The organism is Streptomyces sp. NPDC088147, from assembly GCF_044741565.1.
In the GTDB taxonomy this organism is placed as follows: Bacteria; Actinomycetota; Actinomycetes; order Streptomycetales; family Streptomycetaceae; genus Streptomyces.
Genome location: NZ_JBIUSY010000011.1, coordinates 9,521 through 33,121, shown reverse-complemented (window position 1 = coordinate 33,121; position 23,601 = coordinate 9,521). Strand labels below are relative to the sequence as shown.

The following is a 23,601-nucleotide window of genomic DNA, read 5'->3' as shown; positions in this document are numbered from 1 at the left end:
AAGGGCGGAGGGACGGGGGGACCGAGGGGAAGGGGGGACGGCGGCTGCGACACGTAGGTGTGGTGCGGGGCGGGCGCGCGTACGTACGTCAGCCCCGGCTCACGCTCCGCAGCCCTGCGATGAAGTCCTCCGCCAGCGCGGTCACGGTTGATTCCCGGTGCACCGCGGTGGAGTAGAACCAGGTGACGACGAACCTTCCCTCGTCCACGACGGCGACGACATCGATCAGGTGATTGCGTTCCTGCTGGGGGCCGTGTTCCTGGCCGTCCGTGGCCAGCGAGGTGCTGAGCAGGCCGCGATCGGCCGCCGCGGCCTCCGTGCCCCCACCCGCGCTGCCCGTGCCGGCCGAGCTGCCCGCACTACCGATGCCGAACTGCCCCAGGTAGTTGAAGCTGATCCGGGGATCCGGGTCACCGGCCAGCTCACCGCTGAGGTAGCGCAGCGCGCCGTAGCCGACACCTCGGTCCGGAACGGCCCTGAGCTGCCGCTTCACCGACCTCATGGTGGCCGGCCAGTCATCGGTCTCCGGCAGTTCCAGAGCAACGGGGTAGATGGACGTGAACCAGCCGACGGTACGGGTCAGGTCGATGTCGTCGAACAGCTCCTCGCGGCCGTGCCCTTCGAGATTGACCGCGACGCGGTCATGACCGGTCCAGGTGCGCAGTGTGCGCGCGAGGGCTGCCAGCAGCACATCGTTGATCTGTGTCCGGAACCGGCCCGGCACCTGGTGCAGCAGTGCATGGGTGTCGTCCACGTCGAGATACGCCATGACGGCGGCCTGATCAGCGACCTTGTTCCCGCCGTCCGGTGTGTCCAGCGGAAGGCGCGTATCGGCCGCGCTCGTGACCGACCGCCAGTACTCCAGCTGTTCGCCGAACCCGCCTTCCCGTACATGTGTGTTGAACCGGTCCGCCCATGCGCGTACGGAGGTCGACTTGGGCCCGAGGTCCGTCGCGGCGACCGACACGGCCTGGTCGTAGGCCGTGGCGAGGTCGCTCAGCAGGATGCGCCAGGACACGCCGTCGATCACCAGGTGGTGTGCGGTGATCAGCAGGCGGGCCGGGCCACCGTCCCCGCACGGCACGCCGACCACGACGCGGAACAGGGGACCGTGTTCGAGGTCGAGCCCTGACTGCGTACGGACGACGAGGGCGCGCCATTGTGCGTCGACATCGGCATCGGCGCCGGCATCCGTATCTCCATCCCCATCCGCGTCCCCATCCGCATCCGCATCCGCATCCGCATCGCCATTGGCGGCACCGCCGAGGTCACCGGCCAACTCGTGCACGGTGAAGACCGAGTCGACATCCAGGGCCGACGTGATGTATCCGGTCCAGGTTCCTTCGTCGGTACGGGTGAACGTGCTGCGCAGTGCGTCGTGCTGGGACAGCAGCGCACCGACGGCGATCCGCAGTGCGTCGAGGTCGACATCCTCGGGAAGCTGGAACGCGGTGGACATGTTGAAGTGCTCCGGCGCCACCGGGTGCGTGTCGAAGTACCACTCGCGTACGGGAGTTGGCGCCACGGGACCCGAAACGATCCCCTGCTGGGCCGGCCCGGCGTCGTCACTCCCCTGGTCGGCCTCGGTGAGACCGGCGGCGAGGGTGGAAATGGTGGGGTGGAGGAAGACATCGCGGGAGGACAGGGCGAGTCCGGCACGGCGGGCGCGCGAGACGACCTGGAGGCTGATGATGGAGTCGCCGCCGAGGTCGAAGAAGTTGTCCTCGATCCCCACCCGCTCCAGCCCGAGCACCTCCGCCCACACCCCGCACAAGAGCCGCTCGGACTCGGTACGGGGCGCCACGTAAGCCGCGTCGGCCGAGGCGAACTCGGGCGCGGGCAGAGCGCGACGGTCAAGCTTGCCATTGGCGTTCAGGGGCAGCGCGTCCAGGACGACGAAGGCCGCCGGAACCATGTACTCCGGCAGAGCCGACGCCACATGCTCACGCAGCGCGTCCACGTCCGGAGCCTCGTCTCCGTCAGTGACCAGGTAGGCGGCCAGGCGCTTCACTCCGGGACGGTCCTCCCGTGCCACCACCACCGACTGGGCCACGGACGGATGGGAGGACAGGACGCTCTCGATCTCACCCAGCTCGATACGGAACCCGCGGATCTTGACCTGATCGTCGCCACGACCCGCGTACTCCAGAGTCCCGTCCGCACGCCACCGCACCACATCCCCGGTCCTGTACAACCGACCACCCGAACGGAACGGATCCGCCACAAACCGCTCCGACGTCAACCCCGAACGCCCGTGATACCCACGCGCCAGCCCACCCCCGAGATACAACTCACCCCACACACCCACCGGCGCAGGAGACAGACCCGCGTCGAGTACGTACGTCGCCTTGCCGGCCACGGGGCGCCCGATCGGCACCATCGGACCGTCAGAGTCCGCATCGGTGTCGGAGAACCAGCCCGTCGCATACACCGTGGCCTCGGTCGGACCGTAGATGTTGGCCACGACCGCACCCGGCATCGCCCGCCGCGTCTGCTCCAGCAGACCAGCCGGAAACGCCTCACCCGCCAACACCACCATCTCCGCCGAAACAGCGGACTCCTGCCCCAGCACCCCCGCAAACGCCGACGGCACCGCGGAAATCAGGGAACCACTCCACGCGTCGCGCTCCGTCAGCGCGAGGACATCCCGGACCACCTCCACCGTCCCACCGGCGGCCAACGTCCCGAACAGCTCGAACACCGACACATCGAAGTTGAGCGACGTCGAGAACAGAGTCCGCGAGAACCGCTCTTCCCCCAGATCCACCGCCCACCGCACCAGACCCGCCATCGCCGCATGCGGAACAACGACCCCCTTCGGCCGGCCCGTCGAACCCGACGTATAGATCACATACGCCGCCGACGACAACGACACCGGCCCCACAGGAACCGCCACCGCCTCCCCCACCAGGGAACGCGCCAACACCTCCTCCGTGATCACCACCTCCACACCACTATCCGCCTTCATGAACTCCAGCCGGTCCGCCGGATACTCCGGATCCAACGGCACATACGCACCACCGGCCCGCAACACCCCCAACACCGCCACCACCAGATCCACCGACCTCGGCAGACACACCCCCACCCGCGACTCCACACCCACACCCAACGCCACCAAATACCCCGCCAAACGCTCCACCCGCACACCCAACTCGCCATACGACAGCGAGACACCACCATCCCCGATCACCGCAACCGCCCCAGGAACCGCGGCGATACGATCCTGAACCAACTCCACAACCGACCGCTCACCCACCCCGACCCCCGGACCGGCCCACCCCATCAACAACCGCTCCAGCTCAGCCCCACCCAACATCCCCACCCGCACCACAGGCACCAACGGCTCAGCCACCACCCGCTCCGCCAACACCAACCAATGCCCACACAACCGCTCAACCGTCTCCACATCGAACAGATCCGTATTGAACTCGGCGACCGCGGCCAGGCCACCGCCCCCGCCGGTCTCCTGGAAGTGCAGACTCAGTTCGAACTGCGCGGCCTCGCGCGGCATCTCCTCATCGGTCACTCGCAGACCCGGCAGCTCGAACTCCCCTATCGGCGTGTTCTGGAGCGCCACGAGGGCCTGTACGAGCGGCGTCCTGCTGGTGTCCCGCTCCGGGGACAGCTCCTCGATCAGCCGGCTGAACGGCACATCCTGGTGCGCGAACGCGTCGAGTGTCGTCGCTCGTACGTCGGCGAGCAGATCGGCGAAGCCGGCGTCCGGGTCGATCCTGGAGCGCAGGACGAGAGTGTTGACGAAGAACCCCACCAGGCCCTCCAACTCCGCACGCTCACGCCCCGAGACGACCGTGCCCACCGCCACATCCCGCTGACCGCTGTACCGCGACAACAGCAACTGCGTCACCGCCGTCAGCACCATGAACAGACTCGCCCCGCCTGCCTGACCGATCCGCACCAGACGTGCGGTGAGGTCGGCGGGCACCTCGAAGGTGTGCATCGAACCGGTCGATGTCCGTACCAGCGGGCGCGGGCGGTCCGTCGGCAGCTCCAACGGCTCCAGACCGTCCAACTGCTCACGCCAGTAACCGATCTGGGAATCCAGCGCCTCCCCGGACAGCCTCTCCCGCTGCCACACCGCGAAGTCCGGATACTGCACCGGCAACAACGGAAGCCGAGCCTCCTCACCCCGCACCGCAGCCGCGTACAACTCACTCAACTCACGCGTCACCACACCCATCGACCACCCATCGGTCACGATGTGATGCATCGACAACACGAGCACGTACTCGTTCGCCGACACCTCCGCGAGCAGCACGCGCATCAGCGGACCGGTCCGCAGATCGAACGGCGTGAGGGCTTCGGTGCGCAGGACGGTGTCCAGGTCCGCCCGGGTCGGGGATACGACCGTGCGCACCGGTACGTCCAGCGAGGCGTGGACCACCTGGACGCCGCGCCCACCGACCGAGTCGAACGTCGTACGCAGCGCCTCATGCCGGTCCACCAGCCCGGACACCGCGGAACGCAGCGCGGGGAGGTCGAGTGTGCCGGTCAGGCGCAGACCGCCCGTGATGTTGTACTCCACCCCGCCGGGAGTGAAGTTCTCCAGGAACCACAGGCGCTCCTGGGCGAACGAGAGCGGCAGGTGGCCGTCCCGTGCCGCGCGCTCGATCCCCGCACCCGCGTCCGAGGCGTCCTCGTGGGCGGGAAGTTCCTCGGCCAGGCGGGCGATGGTGGGATGGTCGAAGAGTGCCCGGGGCGACAGTCCGGCCTTCAGCACGGATCGGATCCGCGAGACCACCTTCAGGCTGGAGATGGAGTCCCCGCCCAGTTCGAAGAAGTCGTCGTGGACGCCGACCCGTTCGACACCGAGGACCTCGGCCCAGACGTCGGCCAACGCCATCTCAAGGCTGGTGCGGGGTGCGGCGTACTCCTCCGCGGCGTCGAACTCGGGCGCGGGCAGTGCACGCCGGTCGACCTTTCCGTTCACGGTCAGCGGCAGCTCGTCCAGCACCACGAACGCCGACGGCACCATGTACTCGGGCAACAGGCCGGCAGCATGCTCCCGTACGAGCGCCGCATCCAGCTCACCGGACGACGGTACGAGGTAGGCGACCAGCCGCTTCACGCCCGGACGATCCTCCCGGGCCAGGACCGCGACACCGCCCACACTCTCGTGACGCGCCACCACCGCCTCGATCTCACCCAGCTCGATACGGAACCCACGAACCTTCACCTGCCCATCACCACGGCCCAGGAAGTCCAGCCGACCGTCCGGACGCCACCGCACCACATCACCCGTCCGATACAACCGCCCACCCGAACCAAACGGATCCGCAACAAACCGCTCCGCCGTCAAGCTCGTCCGACCGTCATACCCACGCGCCAGACCCGCACCACCGAGATACAACTCACCCGGCACCCCGACACCCACCGGACGCAGCGCACCGTCCAGGACGTAACCGGTCGTGTTGTCCATCACCTGCCCGAGCGGCACCGAACCACCCGCCGCATCCTCCGCCACGATCGGCCCGCTCACCACGAAGGTCGTGGACTCCGTCGGACCATAGCCATTGACCAGCACCGTCCCCGGGCACGCGGCCAGCATCCGCTCCGCCGCCACCGCCGGCACCGCATCCCCACCCGTCCACACCTCACCCAGACCAGCGAAACACCCCGCATCCTCCTCCACCAGCACCCCGAACAACGCCGCCGTCACCCACAACCCCGACACCCCACGTGCCACCGCGTCCCGCACCACCGGAACACTCAGCTCGCCGTCTGCCACATCCACCGTGCCACCACTCAGCAACGGCACCCACACCTCATACGTCGCCGCATCAAACGAATGCGGAGAGTGGAACAAAACCCTGTCATGCGCGCCCGACAACCACCGGGAATCAGCAGCCAGAGCCACCACATCCCCATGCGTCACCGCCACACCCTTCGGCACACCCGTCGAACCCGACGTGAACATCACATACGCCAACGCACCCCCCGGAATGACGGCCGGAAGCCGCACATCCGCCACCGGCTCCGCATCCACCGCGATCACCGGCACGCCTGCGATTCCCGCACGTTCCCGCAGCGTTCCGTCCGTCACGATCAGCGCTGCGCCGCTCTGCCCGACCACCTGACGCAGTCGCTCGTCGGGATAACCGGCGAACAGCGGAACATAAGCCGCACCCGCCTTCAGCACCGCCAGCATCGCGACGATCACATCCGCCGAGCGCTCCAGCAGCAGTCCCACCCGTGACTCGATACCCACGCCGCGCCCGGCCAGCACCCGTGCCAGCCGTACCGCCCGCGCGTCCAGCTGCGCGTAGGTCAGCGACACATCACCGCAGACCAGTGCCACCGCGTCGGGGGATGCCGACACCCGGGCCGCGAAGCCGTCCACCAGGGACCGCGGGGACGTGTGACCGACTCCGTCAAGGCCGCCGACAGCGCCGACGCTCCACTCACGCGATACGCGTCGCCACTCCTCATCGGGCAGCAGGGACAGCATGCCGAGCGGGGCATCCTCGGTCTCGGTCAGGCTGGTGACGGCCCTGGTCAGCCGCGCGGCCAGCATTTCGGCGGTGGTCGCGTCGAACAGTGCCGCGTCGTAGGCGAGCGTCATCTCCAGTTGGTCACCGATGGCGGAAGCCACCAGCGTCAGCGCGTAGTTCGTCGACTCGACGGCCTCCACGCCGCGCACACTCAGCCCGTGCCGCGCCGCGGCCTCTGTGTCCACCGGATAGTTCTCGAACACCACCAGGCTGTCGAAGAGCGAAGCGCCCGCGGCCACCCCGGAGTCGATGTCCGACAGCGCCACGTACTCGAACTGCCGTGATTCGGCCATGTGGGCCTGGAGGTCGCCCAGCCAGCCGGAGACCGGTCGAGCGGAATCCACGTTCACCCGGACCGGAAGTGTGTTGATGAACAGCCCGAGGATGTCCTCGGCCCCCGGCAGATCCGCCGGACGCCCCGACACCGTCGTACCGAACACCACATCCGACGCCCCCGCGTACTGCGACAGCACCAGCGCCCACGCGCCCTGCACCACCGCGTTCACGGTCAGCCGGTGACGCCGTACGAAGCCGGTCACCCGTGCGGCGACCTCGGGCGGCACGTCCACCGAGATCCGCTCGCTGGACCCGCCGCCGCGCGCCTGCTCCGGTGCCCGGTCGAAGGGCAGGGCCACCGGGTCACCGAACCCGGCCAGCGCGGCACGCCAGTACTCGCGGCCGGCGTCCTGGTCCTGGTCCGCCAGCCAGCGCACGTAGTCACCGAACAGCCCGCGCGACAGCGGCGGCCCCCCGGCGGACGACGTCCTGGCCTCCGGGTCGGAGTCCTGAGCCGCCGCGAGTACGGGCACCGGTGCGGCGTCCGGTGCTGGTGTGGGCGCGAGGGCCGCCTCCGCGCCGAGCGCCGCGTATTCGGCGATCACATCCGACAGCAGCGCCGAGTTGCTCCAGCCGTCCAGCAGCAGATGATGGAACGTCCACACCACCCGGACCGCGTCGTCCGACAACCGCGCGAGAGCGACGCGCAGCAGGGGTCCGGCGGTCAGGTCCATGCCCCGCTCACGGTCTTCGGCGAGGAAGTCCCGCAGCAGCGCGGCCTGTTCGGCCTCGTCGGCACCGGACCAGTCCATCCTGCGCACCGGGAGGCTGACGCGACGGTGCACCACCTGCACCGGCTCCGGGACGTCGTCCCACACCAGCGACACCCGCAGCGCGTCCGAGCGCTCCACGACCCGCTGCCACGCCTTGGTCAGCCGGTCGAGGTCGACGGTGCCTTCGAGAGTGAAGGCGAGCTGCTCCAGATAGGCGGCGGACTCGGGCTCGGCCAGCGCGTGGAAGAGCATGCCCGACTGCAACGGGGTCAGCGGATAGATGTCCTCCACATCCCGGCCGTCGCCGGCGATCCGGTCCACCTCGGTCTGGTCGAGCCGTACCAGGGGGAAGTCCGCGGGAGTGCAGCCTCCCGTGCCGGGCTCCGCGCAGTGTTCGACGAACGCCACCAGTTCCGCGGCGAAGTCCTCGGCGACGCCGCGAACCGTCTCCTCCCGGTACGTGTCGGCGGAGTAGATCCAGGAGAACACGAGCCGGCCGTCCTGGACGGCGCCGACGACATCGAGCAGGTGCGGGCGGCGCTCGGCCGGTGCGTGGTCCCCGCCCTCGCCGGGCAGCGCCTCCCGGAGCAGACCGTCGGCGGTGTCACCGGCCACATCGAACTGCCCGTGGTAGTTGAAGCTGATCCGCGGATCCAGCTCCCCGGCCGGCGCACCGGCCAGATAGCGCAGCGCTCCATAGCCGACACCACGATCGGGCACGGCCCGGAGCTGCTCCTTCACCAGTTTGATCGCCGCGGCCCAGTCGTCGACGCCTCCCGGCAGCGCGAGGGCGACGGGGTAGATCGAGGTGAACCAGCCGACGGTACGCGTCAGATCGGTGTCGTCGAAGATCTCCTCACGACCGTGCCCTTCCAGATTGACCGCGACCCGGTCATGGCCCGTCCACGTACGGAGCGTGCGCGCCAGGGCGGCCAGCAGGACGTCATTGGCGTGGGTGCGGTAGACGGAGGGAACGTCGTGAAGCAGGGCCCGCGTCTGCTCGGGCGTCAGCTCCACCGAGACGGCGCGCTGGGAAGCGACGCTGTTGTGACCGTCCGTGTGGTCGACGGGCAGCCGGGTGACCGCTCCGTCGGCGACCGTACGCCAGTAGGGGATCTGGTCGTCGAAGCCACCGCGCGCGGTGTGTTCGGCGAGCCGTACCGCCCACTGCCGTACGGAGGTGCCCTTGGGTCCCAGGTCGGGCTGTCGGCCGGCCACGATCCGCTCGTACGCCGTGGACAGGTCCTCCATCAGCACGCGCAGCGACACGCCGTCCATCACCAGGTGGTGCGCGATGACCGCGAGCCGGGCGCTGCCGGGGCCGGGGCCCTGCCGCCCGAGCACGACGCGGACGAGCGGACCGTTCTCCAGGTCGAACCCGGACTGGGCGTCGAGGACGAGTGCGTGCCAGCGCCTGTCGGCGTCGAGCGGATCCGGCAGGTCGTGGATCTCGAAAGCGGCGTCCACACTGACCGCGGACCGGTAGTCGGCGTCTTTGCCACCGTCCGCGCCGACACCGAACGTGAGCCGGAGGGCGTCATGCTGGGCGAGTACGGCCGCGACGGCCCCCCGTAGCGCGTGCTCGTCGAAGTCCGGCGCGAGGGCGACCGCCACCGACAGGTTGAAGTGTTCGGGTACCTCCGGGTGGGTGTCGAAGAACCACTCCCGTGCGGGCAGCGTCGGTACGCGCCCGGACAGGATGCCCTGTTCGGCGAGGATGTCGGACTGGTCGTCGGAGACCTGGACCGTCGAGGCGAGGGTGAGGACGGTGGGGTGGAGGAAGACGTCGCGGGAGGACAGGGCCAGTCCGGCACGGCGGGCGCGCGAGACGACCTGGAGACTGATGATGGAGTCGCCGCCGAGGTCGAAGAAGTTGTCCTCGATCCCGACCCGCTCCAGCCCCAGGACCTCCGCCCACACGCCGCAGAGAATCCGCTCGGACTCGGTACGGGGCGCGGTGTACGCGGACCCCGCGGCCTCGAACTCGGGCGCGGGCAGGGCACGGCGGTCGAGCTTGCCATTGGCGTTCAGGGGCAGCGCGTCCAGGACGACGAAGGCCGCCGGAACCATGTACTCCGGCAGAGCCGACGCCACATGCTCACGCAGCGCGTCCACGTCCGGGACAGAGCGCTGCTCAGCGACGAGGTACGCCGCGAGGCGCTTCACTCCGGGACGGTCCTCCCGTGCCACGACCACGGACTGGGCCACGGACGGATGGGACGCCAACACGCTTTCGATCTCGCCGAGTTCGATACGGAACCCGCGGATCTTGACCTGATCGTCGCCACGGCCCGCGTACTCCAGAGTCCCGTCCGCACGCCACCGCACCACATCCCCGGTCCTGTACAACCGGCCACCGGACCGGAACGGATCCGCCACGAACCGCTCCGACGTCAACCCCGAACGCCCGTGGTAGCCACGCGCGAGGCCGCCGCCGAGGTACAACTCACCCCACACACCGACCGGCGCAGGAGACAGACCCGCGTCGAGTACGTACGTGGCCTTACCGGCCACGGGGCGCCCGATCGGCACCATCGGACCGTCAGAGTCCGCATCGGTGTCGGAGAACCAGCCCGTCGCATACACCGTGGCCTCGGTCGGACCGTAGATGTTGGCCACGACCGCACCCGGCATCGCCCGCCGCGTCTGCTCCAGCAGACCAGCGGGAAACGCCTCACCCGCCAACACCACCATCTCCGCCGAAACAGCGGACTCCTGCCCCAGCACCCCCGCAAACGCCGACGGCACCGCCGACACCAACGACCCCGACCACGACTCCCGCTCCGTCAGCGCGAGAACATCCCGGACCACCTCCACCGTCCCACCGGCGGCCAACGTCCCGAACAGCTCGAACACCGACACATCGAAGTTCAGCGACGTCGAGAACAGAGTCCGCCTGAAACGATCCTCACCCAGCGACACCGCCCACCGCACCAGACCCGCCATCGCCGCATGCGGAACGACGACACCCTTCGGCCGGCCCGTCGAACCCGACGTATAGATCACATACGCCGCCGACGACAACGACACCGGCCCCACAGGAACCGCCACCGCCTCCCCCACCAGGGAACGCGCCAACACCTCCTCCGTGATCACCACCTCCACACCACTATCCGCCTTCATGAACTCCAGCCGGTCCGCCGGATACTCCGGATCCAACGGCACATACGCACCACCGGCCCGCAACACCCCCAGCACCGCCACCACCAGATCCACCGACCTCGGCAGACACACCCCCACCCGCGACTCCACACCCACACCCAACGCCACCAAATACCCCGCCAAACGCTCCACCCGCACACCCAACTCGCCATACGACAGCGAGACACCACCATCCCCGATCACCGCAACCGCCCCAGGAACCGCGGCGATACGGTCCTGGACGAACTCCACAACCGACCGCTCACCCACCCCGACCCCCGGGCCGGCCCACCCCATCAGCAACCGCTCCAGCTCAGCCCCACCCAACATCCCCACCCGCACCACAGGCACCGACGGCTCAGCCACCACCCGCTCCGCCAACACCAACCAATGCCCACACAACCGCTCAACCGTCTCCACATCGAACAGATCCGTATTGAACTCGGCGACCCCGACAAGACCTCCGTCGCCGCTCTCCTGGAAGTGCAGGCCGAACTCGAACTGCGCTGCCGTACGCGGGACTTCGTATTCCTCGACACGGAGGCCGGGGAGGTGGAACGCACCTCCGGGGGTGTTCTGGAGGGTCAGCATGGCCTGTACGAGCGGCGTCCTGCTGGTGTCCCGCTCCGGGGACAGCTCCTCGATCAGCCGGCTGAACGGCACATCCTGGTGCGCGAACGCCTCCAACGTGGTGTCGCGGACCGCTGCCAGCAGCTCATCGAAAGACTGTGACTCGTCGATATGTGCCCGCAGAACGAGCGTATTGACGAAGAACCCGACCAGGCCTTCCAGTTCCTCGCGCTCCCGGCCCGACACCGCCGTTCCCAGCGCGATGTCGCGCCGGCCGCTGTAACGGGACAGCAGGAGCTGCGTCACCGCCATCAGCGCCATGAACAGACTCGCGCCCCTGGTACGCCCCAGCGAGCCGAGCTGTTCCGTCAGTTCCACCGGGACCGTGAAGATATGGGTGCTCCCGGAGGCGGTCCGTACCAGCGGGCGCGGGCGGTCCGTCGGCAGCTCCAACGGCTCCAGACCGTCCAACTGCTGCCGCCAGTAACCGATCTGGGAATCCAACGCCTCCCCGGACAGCCTCTCCCGCTGCCACACCGCGAAGTCCGGATACTGCACCGGCAACAACGGAAGCCGAGCCTCCACACCCCGCACCGCAGCCGCGTACAACTCACTCAACTCACGCGTCACCACACCCATCGACCACCCATCGGTCACGATGTGATGCATCGACAACACAAGGACATGCTCGGTCGGCGTGATCCGTACCAGCAGTACCCGCACCAAGGGGCCGGTCCGCAGGTCGAAGGGGGTGACGGACTCCTCCCTGAGCGCCGCGTCGAGGTCCGAGGGGTCACTGAGAGTCACAGCGCGCACGGGTACGTCCAGCGAGGCATGCACCACCTGGACGCCGAGCCCGTCAACCGAGTCAAATGTCGTACGCAGCGCCTCGTGCCGGTCCACCAGCCCGGCGAGGGCCGTACGGAGGGCGTCCGGGTCGAGGACTCCGGTCAGCCGGAGCGCGCCGACGATGTTGTATTCGATACTGCCGGGGGTGAAGTTCTCCAGGAACCAGAGGCGTTCCTGAGTGAGCGACATCGGCAGCTGCCCGTCGCGTGCGACCGGGACGATCGCGTCGGAGGCCGACGTCTCCTCTGTCTCCCGCGCGGCTTCGGCGGCCGGGATCGTCGACGCGAGTCCGGCCACGGTCGGGTGATCGAACAGGACACGGGGGGAGAACCCGGCTCCCAGCGCGGCGCGGAGGCGGGAGACCACCTTCAGGCTGGAGATGGAGTCCCCGCCCAGCTCGAAGAAGTCGTCGTGCATTCCGACCCGCTCCACGCCCAGGACCTCCGCCCAGATCCCGGCCAGGACGCGTTCGGCCTCGGTGCGCGGTGCGACGTACTCCGCCGCCGCGTCGAACTCGGGCGCGGGAAGCGCGCGCCGGTCGACCTTTCCGTTCACGGTCAGCGGCAGCTCGTCCAGCACCACGAACGCCGACGGCACCATGTACTCGGGCAGAGCGCCCGCGACCTGAGCGCGTACCGCCGCGACATCGAGCTGCCCGTCGGCCACGACATACGCCACCAGCCGCTTGATCCCGGGACGGTCCTCCCGCGCCACGACCGTGGCCGTACCCACGTCCGGGCACCTCATCAACGCGGCCTGGATCTCGTCGAGTTCGATACGGAAGCCACGGATCTTGACCTGTCCGTCGCCGCGGCCGAGGAAGTCCAGCCGGCCGTCCTGGCGCCAGCGCACCACATCGCCGGTCCGGTACAACCGTTCGCCCGAGCCGAACGGGCCCGCCACGAACCGTTCCGCCGTGAGTCCGGCCCGGCCGTGGTAGCCGCGCGCCAGACCCGCACCACCGAGATACAACTCACCCGGCACCCCGACCCCGACCGGCCGCAGCGCCCCGTCCAGAACGTAACCGGTCGTGTTGTCCATCACGCGCCCGAGCGGCACCGAACCACCCGCCGCATCCTCCGCCACAATCGGCCCGCTCACTGCAAAGGTCGTGGACTCCGTCGGACCGTAGCCATTGACCAGCACCGTCCCCGGGCACGCGGCCAGCATCCGCTCCGCGGCCACCGCCGGCACCGCGTCCCCACCCGTCCACACCTCACCCAGACCAGCGAAACAACCTGGGTCCTCCTCGACCAGGACCCCGAACAGCGCCGCCGTCACCCACAGCCCCGACACCCCACGTGCCACCGCATCCCGCACCACCGGAACACTCAGCTCACCCTCGGCCACCACCACCGTGCCACCACTCAGCAACGGCACCCACAACTCATACGTCGCCGCATCAAACGAATGCGGAGAGTGGAACAAAACCCTGTCATGCACACCCGACGACCACCGGGAATCAGCAGCCAACGCCACCACATCCCCATGCGTCACCGCCACACCCTTCGGCACACCCGTCGAACCCGACGTAAACATCACATACGCCAACGCACCCCCCGGAATGACGGCCGGAAGCCGCACATCCGTCACCGGCTCCGCATCCACCGCGACGGCAGGTATCCCACCGATCTCGTCCACCGCCCGGTCGGTCAGCACGAGCACCGCGTCGCTCTGCTCGACGACCTGACGCAGTCGCTCCGCCGGGTACGCCCCATGCAGCGGGACATACGCCCCGCCCGCCTTCAGCACCGCCAGCATGGCCACGAGGACGTCCGCCGAGCGCTCCAGCAGCAGTCCGACACGGCTCTCCGCACCGACGCCCCGCTCGATCAGCGTCCGTGCCAACCGGTCGGCCTGATAATCGAGTTGGCGGTACGTCAGCGAGACGTCGCCGCACTCCACCGCCACCGAATCCGGGGCGGCGGCCACCCGCTCGCCGAAGATCCCGACCAGGGAGGCCCCGGCCCTCAGGGTCTCGCTGATCCGACCGCCACTCCACTCACCCACCACAGCGGCACGTTCGGCCTCGCCCAGCAGGTCGATGTCCCCGACGGGGGCGTCCGCGTGCGCGATGAGACGGGTGACCGCGTGTCCGAGTTGTGCCGACAGCCGCTCCGCCGTGGTCGCGTCGAACAGCGCCGGATCGTAGGCGAGCGTCATGTCGAGCCGGTCGCCGGTCGCCGACGCGATCAATGTCAGCGCGTAGTTGGTCGACTCCACGGCCTCGGCCGCGCGGACGCCCAGTCCGTGGCGCTCGGCCGCGGCTTCGTCCACCGGGTAGTTCTCGAAGACGACCAGGCTGTCGAAGAGCGACGCACCGGCCGGCACGTCCGACTCGATATCGGACAGCGCCATGTACTCGTAGCGGCGCGACTCCGACTGTCCGTCCTGGATCTGCCGCAGCCAGTCGGCGACCGGCTGGTCCTGAGTGGCAGTCACCCGGACGGGGAGTGTGTTGATGAAGAGACCGAGGATGTCCTCGGCCCCCGGCAGATCCGCCGGACGACCCGACACGGTCGTACCGAACACCACATCGGAAGCGGCCACACCGGAAGCACCCGCGCCGGTCGGTGGCGTGTCCGACGACGAGACACCGGACGCGGCGGCACCGGACACCCCCGCGTACTGCGCGAGCACCAGCGCCCACGCGCCCTGGACCAGCGCGTTCGCCGTGATCCGGTGGCGGCGGGCGTAACCGCCCACCTCTTCTGCCACGCCGGGCTCCAGCGCCACCCGTACCCGCTCGCTGGACTGTCCGCGCCGGGCCTGCTCGGGCACCCGGTCGTACGGCAGGGGTACCGGCTCGTCGAATCCGGCCAGCACACCGCGCCAGTAGTCGGCGGCCACCTGGTGGTCCTGCGCACCCAGCCAGCGCATGTACTCGCGGAACGGCCCACGGTTCGCCGGAAGGGCCGCCGCACCCGCCACCGTCCCGCCGAGCGCCGTGTACTCGGCCAGGACGTCGGAGAGGAACGCGGACGTACTCCAGCCGTCGAGCAGCAGGTGGTGGAACGTCCACACCACCCGCACCACATCGTCGGCGGTACGGGCCAGGGTGACCCGCATCAGCGGGGCGGCGGTCAGATCGAGTCCGCGCGCCCTGTCCTCGCGGAGGAAGTCACGGAGCAGGGTCTCCTGCCCGGCCTCGTCGGTGCCCGACCAGTCCAGGTTCGTCACGGGTACGGTCACCAGCCGGTGCACCACCTGCACCGGTTCCCCGACCGCTTCCCAGGCCAGGGAAACGCGCAGCGCGTCCGACCGTTCCACGGTCCGCTGCCAGGCGTTCGCGAGCCGGGCGAGGTCGTCGACCCCGTCCAGGGTGAAGGCGAACTGCTCCAGATAGGCGGGCGAGTCGGGCTCGGCCAGCGCGTGGAAGAGCATGCCCGACTGGAGAGGCGTCAGAGGGTAGACGTCCTCGATCTCCCGGCCGTCACCCGCGATCCGGTCCACCTCGCCCTGCGTGAGCCGCACGAGCGGGAAGTCCGACGGGGAGCAACCGCCCGCGTCCGGTTCCGCGCAGTGCGCGACGAAGTCCGAGAGTTCGGCGGCGAAGTCGTCCACCAGCGCCCTTACCGTCTCCTCTCGGTGCAGCCCCGCGGAGTAGTGCCACGAGAACACCAGCCGGCCGTCGAGGAGCCCCGCGGTCACATCGAGGAGGTGGGGCCGTCCTTCCCGAACGCTGTGTTCTCCACCGGGGTTGAGCGCGGCCGAGCGGTACCAGTCGTCCGCGCTGCCCGCCATGTCCAGCCGGCCGAGGTAGTTGAAGCTGATCAGCGGGTCCGCGTGGTGTGCTGTCGCGTCGCTGAGAGTGCGCAGCGCGCCGTAGCCGATACCGCGGTCGGGTACGGCCCTGAGCTGCTCCTTCACCTGCTTGATCGTGGCAGCCCAGTCGTCGGCCGCGGGCAGCGCGAGCGCGACCGGGTGGATGGAGGTGAACCAGCCGACGGTACGGGTCAGATCGATGTCGTCGAACAGCTCCTCGCGGCCGTGGCCCTCCAGATTGACCGCGACCCGGTCATGACCGGTCCAGGTGCGGAGCGTGCGCGCCAGCGCGGTCAGCAGCGCGTCGTTGATCTGGGTGCGGTAGACGGCCGGGACCCGCTGGAGGAGTTGCTCCGTCGCCTCCCGTGTCAGCTCGCCGGACACCACGGCCTGGTCGGCGACGGTGTTGGCGCCGCCCGGATGGTCGAGGGGGATGCCCGTCCGCGCTCCGTCCATGACGGAGGTCCAGTACGGGATCTGGTCGTCGAAGCCGCCCGCCGCCGTGTGCTCCGCGAGCCGCGCCGCCCACTGCCGCACGGAGGCGGTCTTGGGGCCGAGTTCGGCGGGCCGGCCGGCGGCGGCGCGGGCGTACGCGGTCCTGAGGTCTTCGAGCAGGATGCGCCAGGTCACCCCGTCCACGACGAGGTGGTGGGCGATGACGATCATCCGCAGGGTGTGACCGGCGGCGCGTGTGCCGACCAGGACACGGACCAGTGGACCGTCTTCCAGGCCGAACCCGGATTGCGCGGCGTCCTTCAGTTCCTGCCAGGCCGAGTCCTCGTGGTCCGCCCGCGCGTCGGTGAGGTCGTGAAGGGTGAGTACGCGGTCGAGGTCGATGCCGGGGGCGATCCGTCCCGACCACCGCCCGTGCGCGTCCTGGGCGAATGTCGTCCGCAGCGCGTCATGGTGGAGCAGGAGTGCACGTACGGCCTCCCGGAGCGCGGGCAGACCGGTGGACGGCGGGAGTTCGAACTCCATGGCCATGTTGAAGTGGGCGGGGTCGGTGGTGTGTGTGGCGAAGAACCAGTCGCGGACCGGGGTCGGTCCCACCTCGCCCGACACCACGCCCTGCTCCGCCACCGACGTGCTCTGCCCCGTGTCGGCCGCTCCGGCACCAGCGGCGAGAGCGGCCACGGTCTGGCGCGCGAACACGTCGCGGGAAGAGAGTTCCAGCCCCGCCTGCCTGGCCCGTGAGACCACCTGAATGCTCAGGATCGAATCCCCGCCCAGGGAGAAGAAGTTGTCGTGGATTCCCACACGGCCGGCATCGAGAACGTCGGTCCAGATGGCTGTCAGCACGCGCTCGGTCTCGTTGCGCGGTGCGGCGTACTCGTCGGCGGGTTCGTCCGACGGTGCGGGCAGGGCCTTGCGGTCCACTTTCCCGCTCGCGTTCACCGGCAGCGCGTCCAGCACCACGAAGGCCGACGGCACCATATAGGCCGGCAGCTCAGCGGCAGCATGCTCCCGCAACACCGCCGACTCGACACCCCCACCATCCGACTCCGACGGCACCACATACGCCACGATCCGCTTCACGCCGGGACGGTCCTCACGCACCATCACCGACACCTGTCCCACCATCCCATGCCGGGACAGCACCGCCTCGATCTCACCCAGCTCGATACGCAGACCACGCACCTTCACCTGGTCGTCGCCACGCCCCACATACTCCAGCTGACCATCCACCCGCCACCGCACCACATCACCCGTGCGATACAACCGCCCACCCGAACCAAACGGATCCGCCACAAACCGCTCCGACGTCAACCCAGAACGCCCGAGATACCCACGCGCCAACCCCGGCCCCGCCACATACAGTTCGCCGGGTACGCCGACCGGCACCGGCCGCAGCCACTTGTCCAGCACCCACACCCGCGCGTCCGCGACCGGCACCCCGATCGGCGGAGTACCGGTTCCGGGGTCCAGCCGTCCGCTGACCGACGCCGCGACGGTCACTTCCGTCGGACCGTACGCGTTGAACATCGCGCGGCCCGCGGACCACCGACCCACCAGTTCGCTTCCCAGCGCCTCGCCGCCCGTCACCAGCACCCGCAGATCAGGCAGCTCACCGGCCGGCACACTGCCCAGCACCGTCGGCGGCACCAACGAATGCGTAATCCGCTCCCCCACAAACACATCCAGCAACTCCTGCCCGGCCAACGGCCGACCACCCTCAGGAATCACCAACGTCCCCCCACCACCCAGAGCCATCAACAGCTCCATCACCGACGCATCGAAACCCGCCGACGCCAACTGCAACACCCGCGAACCGCTGTCCAGCCCGAACCGCTCCACCATCGCGGCCGTGAAACCGGCGATACCCCGATGCGACACAACCACACCCTTGGGACGCCCCGTCGACCCCGACGTATAAATCACATACGCCGCCGAATCCAACGACACCGGCCCCACAGGCACAGGAACAGCCACGGTCCCAAGCTCGGACTCGGACTCGGACCCAGCCTCCGAAGCAGCAGCCAGAACCCCCCACATCTCCTCATCAATCACCAGCTCAGCACCACAATCCGCCGTCACAAACTCCATACGCTCAACCGGCCACTCCGGATCCAACGGCACATACACACCCCCCACGCGCACCACCGCCAACAACGCCACCAACCACTCCACCGACCTCGGCAAACACACACCCACCCGCGACTCCACACCCAGACCCCGACCAACCAGCACACCCGCCAACCGCTCCACCCACACACCCAACTCCCCATACGACAACGACACCCCACCACACACCACCGCCACACCCACACCAGCACCAGCACCAGCACCAGCACCAGCACCGCCAGCACCCGCCACCCGCGACGCCACCAACCCCGGCAACGTCACCGGCACCACACCCGCACCCACCCCCGACACACCCCAACCACCAGCCACCAACCCCCACTCAGCACCCGACAACAACCCCACACCCGACAACACACCACCCGAACCACCCACCACCACACCAGCCAACTCAACCCAATGACGACACAACCGCTCCACCGACACCGCATCAAACAAATCCGTGCTGTATTCGGCCGCCGCGAGCAGCCTTCCGTCCTGCTCCGAGAACGCGAACGTGATGTCGAACTGGGAGGCTTCGCGGACCGACGGAACCGCCTCGGCCCTGAGGCCCGGCAGGTCGAACTCCGCGCGCGGGGTGTTCTGGAGCACGAGCATGGCCTGTACGAGGGGGGTTCGGCTGGTGTCGCGCTCGGGAGCCAGCTCCTCGATCAGCCGGCTGAAGGGCACGTCCTGATGGGCGAAGGCGTCCAGCACGGTCGTACGGACGCGATCGAGCAGTTGGTCGAAGCTCTCGGACTCGTCGACCGTCGTCCGCAGCACGAGGGTGTTGACGAAGAATCCGACGAGGTCTTCCAGCTCGGCGCGCTCGCGCCCGGAGACACCTGTCCCGAGCGCGATGTCCGTCCGTCCGCTGTAGCGTGCCAGCAGCAGCTGCGTCACCGCCGTGAGCACCATGAACAGGCTCGCGCCCCGCGCACGCCCGGTTCCCGTCAGGAGCCGGGTCAGCTCCGCCGGGACCTCGAACTGGTGCAGGGCACCCGCCGAGGTACGAACCGCCGGGCGCTGCCGGTCGGTCGGCAGCTCCAGCGGCTCCAGTCCCTCAAGCTTCCCCCGCCAGTAGGCGAGTTGGCCGTCGAGCGTGTCGCCCGCCAGCCGCTCGCGCTGCCACACCGCGTAGTCCGGGTACTGAATCGGCAACGGCCGCAGACCGGCGTCCTCGCCACGTACCGCGCCGGCGTAGAGGGCGCTCAGCTCACGCGTGATGACGCCCATCGACCAGCCGTCCGTCACGATGTGATGCATCGTCAGCATCAAGGTGTGCGTGTCCTCGGCCGTCGTGGCCAGCAGCGCCCGCAGCAGCGGCCCCGTCGCCAGGTCGAACGGGGCCGCCGCCTCGGCGCGGAGAGCGGCCTCCAGTTCGCCGTCCGTGCCGGGCGCCGTCGTACGTACCGCCACGTCCATGGTGTCGTGCACGACTTGGGTGCCGTGCCCGTCCACCGTCTCGAAGGTGGTACGCAGCGCCTCGTGCCGGGCGACCAGTCCGGCGACGGCGGTCCGCAGCGCGGGGAGGTCGAGCGCGCCGGTCAGCCGGAGGGTGCCGCAGACGTTGTACTCGGCGGCGCCGGGGGCGAAGTCGTCGAGGAACCAAAGGCGTTCCTGGGCGAAGGAGAGCGGCAGCCGTCCGTCCCTCGACGCGGGAGCGATCGCGTCGCCGCCCTGTACGTCGGCACCGCTGGCCGAACCGTCGCCACCGGGCGCTGAATCAGCACCACCGCGCGCCGAGTCATTCGCCCCGGACGTGCCGCCCGCCAGGGCATCGAGAGTGGCTGCCAGGTCGGCGAGCCGCGGAGCCTCGAAGAGGTGACGTACGGTCAGTTCCGTCCCCAGACCGCTCCGGATGCGGCTGATCACCCGGGTGGCGAGCAGGGAGTGCCCGCCGAGCGCGAAGAAGTCGTCCTCGGCGCCGACCTGTGCCGTATCCAGCACCTCGGTCCAGATGGCGGCGAGTGCACGCTCGGTGTCGGTGCGCGGGGCGAGGTACTCGGCGGACTCGGCCCAGTCGGGGGTCGGCAGGGAGCGGCGGTCGAGCTTGCCGCTGGAGGTCAGGGGAAGCGCGTCGATCGGCACGAAGGCGGCGGGCACCATGTAGTCGGGCAGACTCTGCCGGATGAGGTCGCGCAGTTCGCGGGCGGCGGGTACGGAGTGGCCTTCGGCGGGGACGACATACCCGGCGAGCCGGGCGGTGCCCTGGCGGTCGTCCCGTACGACGATCGCGGCGTCGCTGATCGCGGGGTGCCGGCGGAGAGCGGCCTCGATCTCGCCGGGCTCGATACGGAAGCCGCGTACCTTCACCTGGTCGTCGGCGCGGCCGAGGTGTTCCAGGGTGCCGTCCGAGGTCCAGCGGACGAGGTCGCCGGTGCGGAAGAGCCGCCCGGAGGGATCGAACGGGTCGGCGATGAAGCGTTCCGCCGTACGGTCGGGACGGTTGGCGTAGCCACGCGCGAGCCCGGCTCCGGCCACGTACAGCTCGCCCGGAACTCCGCGCGGTACGGGGCGCAGCCGGCCGTCGAGGACGTACACCTGGTTGTTCCAGACGGGCCTGCCGATCCGTACGTCCGGGCCGTCGGCCTCCCAGACCAGGCTGTCGGCGCTGATCTCGGAGGAGCCGTAGAGGTTGAGGAGCCGGGCGTGCGGCAGCTGCTCGCGGAAGCGGGCGGCGAGCGCGCGGCTGAGGGGCTCGCCGCTGCTGATCCAGCAGCGGCAGGAGGCCAGGGACGCCGGGTCGGTCTCGTCCAGGAGGACGGAGAGGAGGCTGGGGACGAGCGTCATCCGTTCCACGCGGTGCCGCTCGATCAGCCGGGCCAGCGCCAGGGGGTCCTTGGCCTCGTCGTCGGAGGCGAGGATGATGCGCCCGCCGTGCACCAGGGTGCCGAGGATCTCCGTCGCGCTGTCGAGGAAGCTCACGGAGCTCTTGGCGCAGACGACGGCTTCGCGCCACTCGGGGTAGGTCTCGGCGAACCACGCCCAGCGGCTGAGCAGGCCGCCGTGGAGTCCCAGGACGCCCTTGGGCCGGCCGGTGGAGCCGGAGGTGTAGATGACGTACGCGGTGTTGCTCGCGGCCAGGGCCACCCGCGGCGTACGCGAGGGCAGCGCGGCGATCCGGTCGCGCAGACGGTCGACGGCGACGACGGTGCCGTGGAAGCCGTCCGGCAGAGGTCCGGTGAGCGCGTCCACCGTGACCGCGACCCGGACCCCGCTCTCGGCGAGCATCCACGCCACGCGGTCCCGCGGAAGCGCCGGGTCCAGCGGCAGATACGCTCCGCCCGCCTTGAGCACGGCCAGGATGGAGACGACGAGATCGATGCCACGCGGCAGGCAGACCGCGACCGGCTCCTCCGGGCGGACACCGCAGTCGATCAGGTGGTGCGCCAACCGATTGGCGCGCTCGTCGAGTTGACGGTACGTCAGTGTTTCGGCGTCGTCACCGTAGGTCAGCGCGGGCGCGTCGGGTGTGCGGTCGGCCTGCTCGGCGAAGCGCGCGGGGATGGTGCCGGCGGCTGCCTGGGGCCGCGCGACCGACTTGCCGTCGGCGAGCAGCCCCGCCAGTTCGTCGGCGGTGAGCAGCTCGGCCTCGTCCAGTCGCCGGTCGGGGGCGGTGACCAGGGCGCGGGCCAGCATAACGAAATGCCGTCCCAGCCGTTCGACGGTGGCCGGGTCGAACAGGTCGGTGCTGTATTCGATCGCGCAATGCAGCTGCTCTTCCTCGTCCTCCTCGAATTCCCAGCTCACGTCGTACGGGGATTCCTGGCGGGCGAGGGTTCCGCGGGCCACCCGGACGCCCTCGAATTCGGCGGATTCGGCCGGGGTGTTCTGGAGCACCACCATCGACTGGACCAGTGGTGTACGCGAGGTGTCGCGTTCCGGCGCGAGGATTTCCACCAGCCGTTCGAAGGGAACGTCCTGGTGCTCGAATGCCTCCAGTACGGTCTCCCGTACCTCGGCGAGGAATTCGGTGAACGAACGGGTCTGGTCGATACGGGAGCGCAGCACCAGAATATTGATGAAGAATCCGACGAGGTTCTCCACCTCGGCCCGCTCACGCCCGGGTACCGCCGTGCCGACCGCGATGTCGTCCTGGCCGCTGTGCCGGGCCATCAGCAATTGGGTGACCGCGGTGAGCGTGACGAAGAGGCTGGCTCCCTGTTCCCTGCCCACGTTCCGGATGCCCGCGGCGACGTCGGCGGGCAGGGTGAAGGCGTGGACGGCGCCGGCGCCGCCGCGGACCGCCGGACGGGGGCGGTCGGTGGGCAGTTCCAGCGGCTCCAGGCCGTCCAACCGCTCACGCCAGTAGCCGACATGGCGGTCCAGCGCGCTCCCGGAGAACCGCCCGCGCTGCCAGGCGGCGTAGTCGGCGTACTGCACCGGAAGCGGGGGCAGCCCGGCCGCGCCGGCATCTCCGCGCAGGGCGGCGGCGTAGTACGCCCGCAGCTCCCGGACGATGATCTCCATGGAGGCGCCGTCGGTGACGATGTGGTGCATGGCGAGCAGGAAGCGGTACTCCTCGGCGCCGACGCGGACGAGCAGGGCGCGCACCAGCGGGCCTGTGCGCAGGTCGTACGGCTCGGCCATCGCCGCGGAGATCAGCCGGTCGGGGTCCGCCGAGTCGGCCAGGTCCACGAAGCGGAACGGCAGCTCGGCCTCCGGACGTACGATCTGCCGCGCCACCCCCTCCTCCGCGGCGAAGGTGGTGCGCAGCGGCTCGTGCCGTGCCACGACGGCGTCGAGCGCCGCCCGGAACGCGACGACGTCCAGCGGGCCGGTGAGCCGCAGGCTGAGACCGGAGTTGTTCTCCGTGGAGTCCCGCTGATACTCCGTCATGAACCAGAGCCGCTGCTGAGCGAACGACAGAGGGAGCGTTCCGCTGCGGTCCACGGACTCGATGGCGTTCCGGCCGCCGCCCGCGCGACCCGCGAGCCTGCTCCGGAGTCTCTCCTGCACGTGCTCCGGCAACGAACTGATCCGGGCCTCGCGCGAAGAAGCGGCGTCCATGGAAAGCTCCCTCATATCCACATCATGAAAACAAGCAGGCAAAAGCACCGCGTGCGCAGTCGACGGGGTTTCGGGCCTGTCCCGGCCCCGTTGGTCCGTCGACGCGCACGCGGGTGACACATGGTGCGTAGTGCGTGGTACGCGGT

Annotated in this window: 1 protein-coding gene; it reads right to left on the bottom strand. The window is 69.5% G+C overall.

The annotated features are described in order from the left end of the window. Nucleotides 1-88: 88 nt before the first annotated feature. Nucleotides 89-23,455 (bottom strand): non-ribosomal peptide synthase/polyketide synthase, encoded by a 23,367-nt coding sequence (locus ACIOGX_RS33115; RefSeq protein ID WP_401918334.1) that lies wholly within the window; start codon nucleotides 23,453-23,455, stop codon nucleotides 89-91. Nucleotides 23,456-23,601 lie beyond the last annotated feature (146 nt).

Excerpts from the sequence above, each read along its gene's own strand:
- ACIOGX_RS33115 (WP_401918334.1), bottom strand. The coding sequence starts at position 23,455 with ATGGACGCCGCTTCTTCGCGCGAGGCCCGGATCAGTTCGTTGCCGGAG.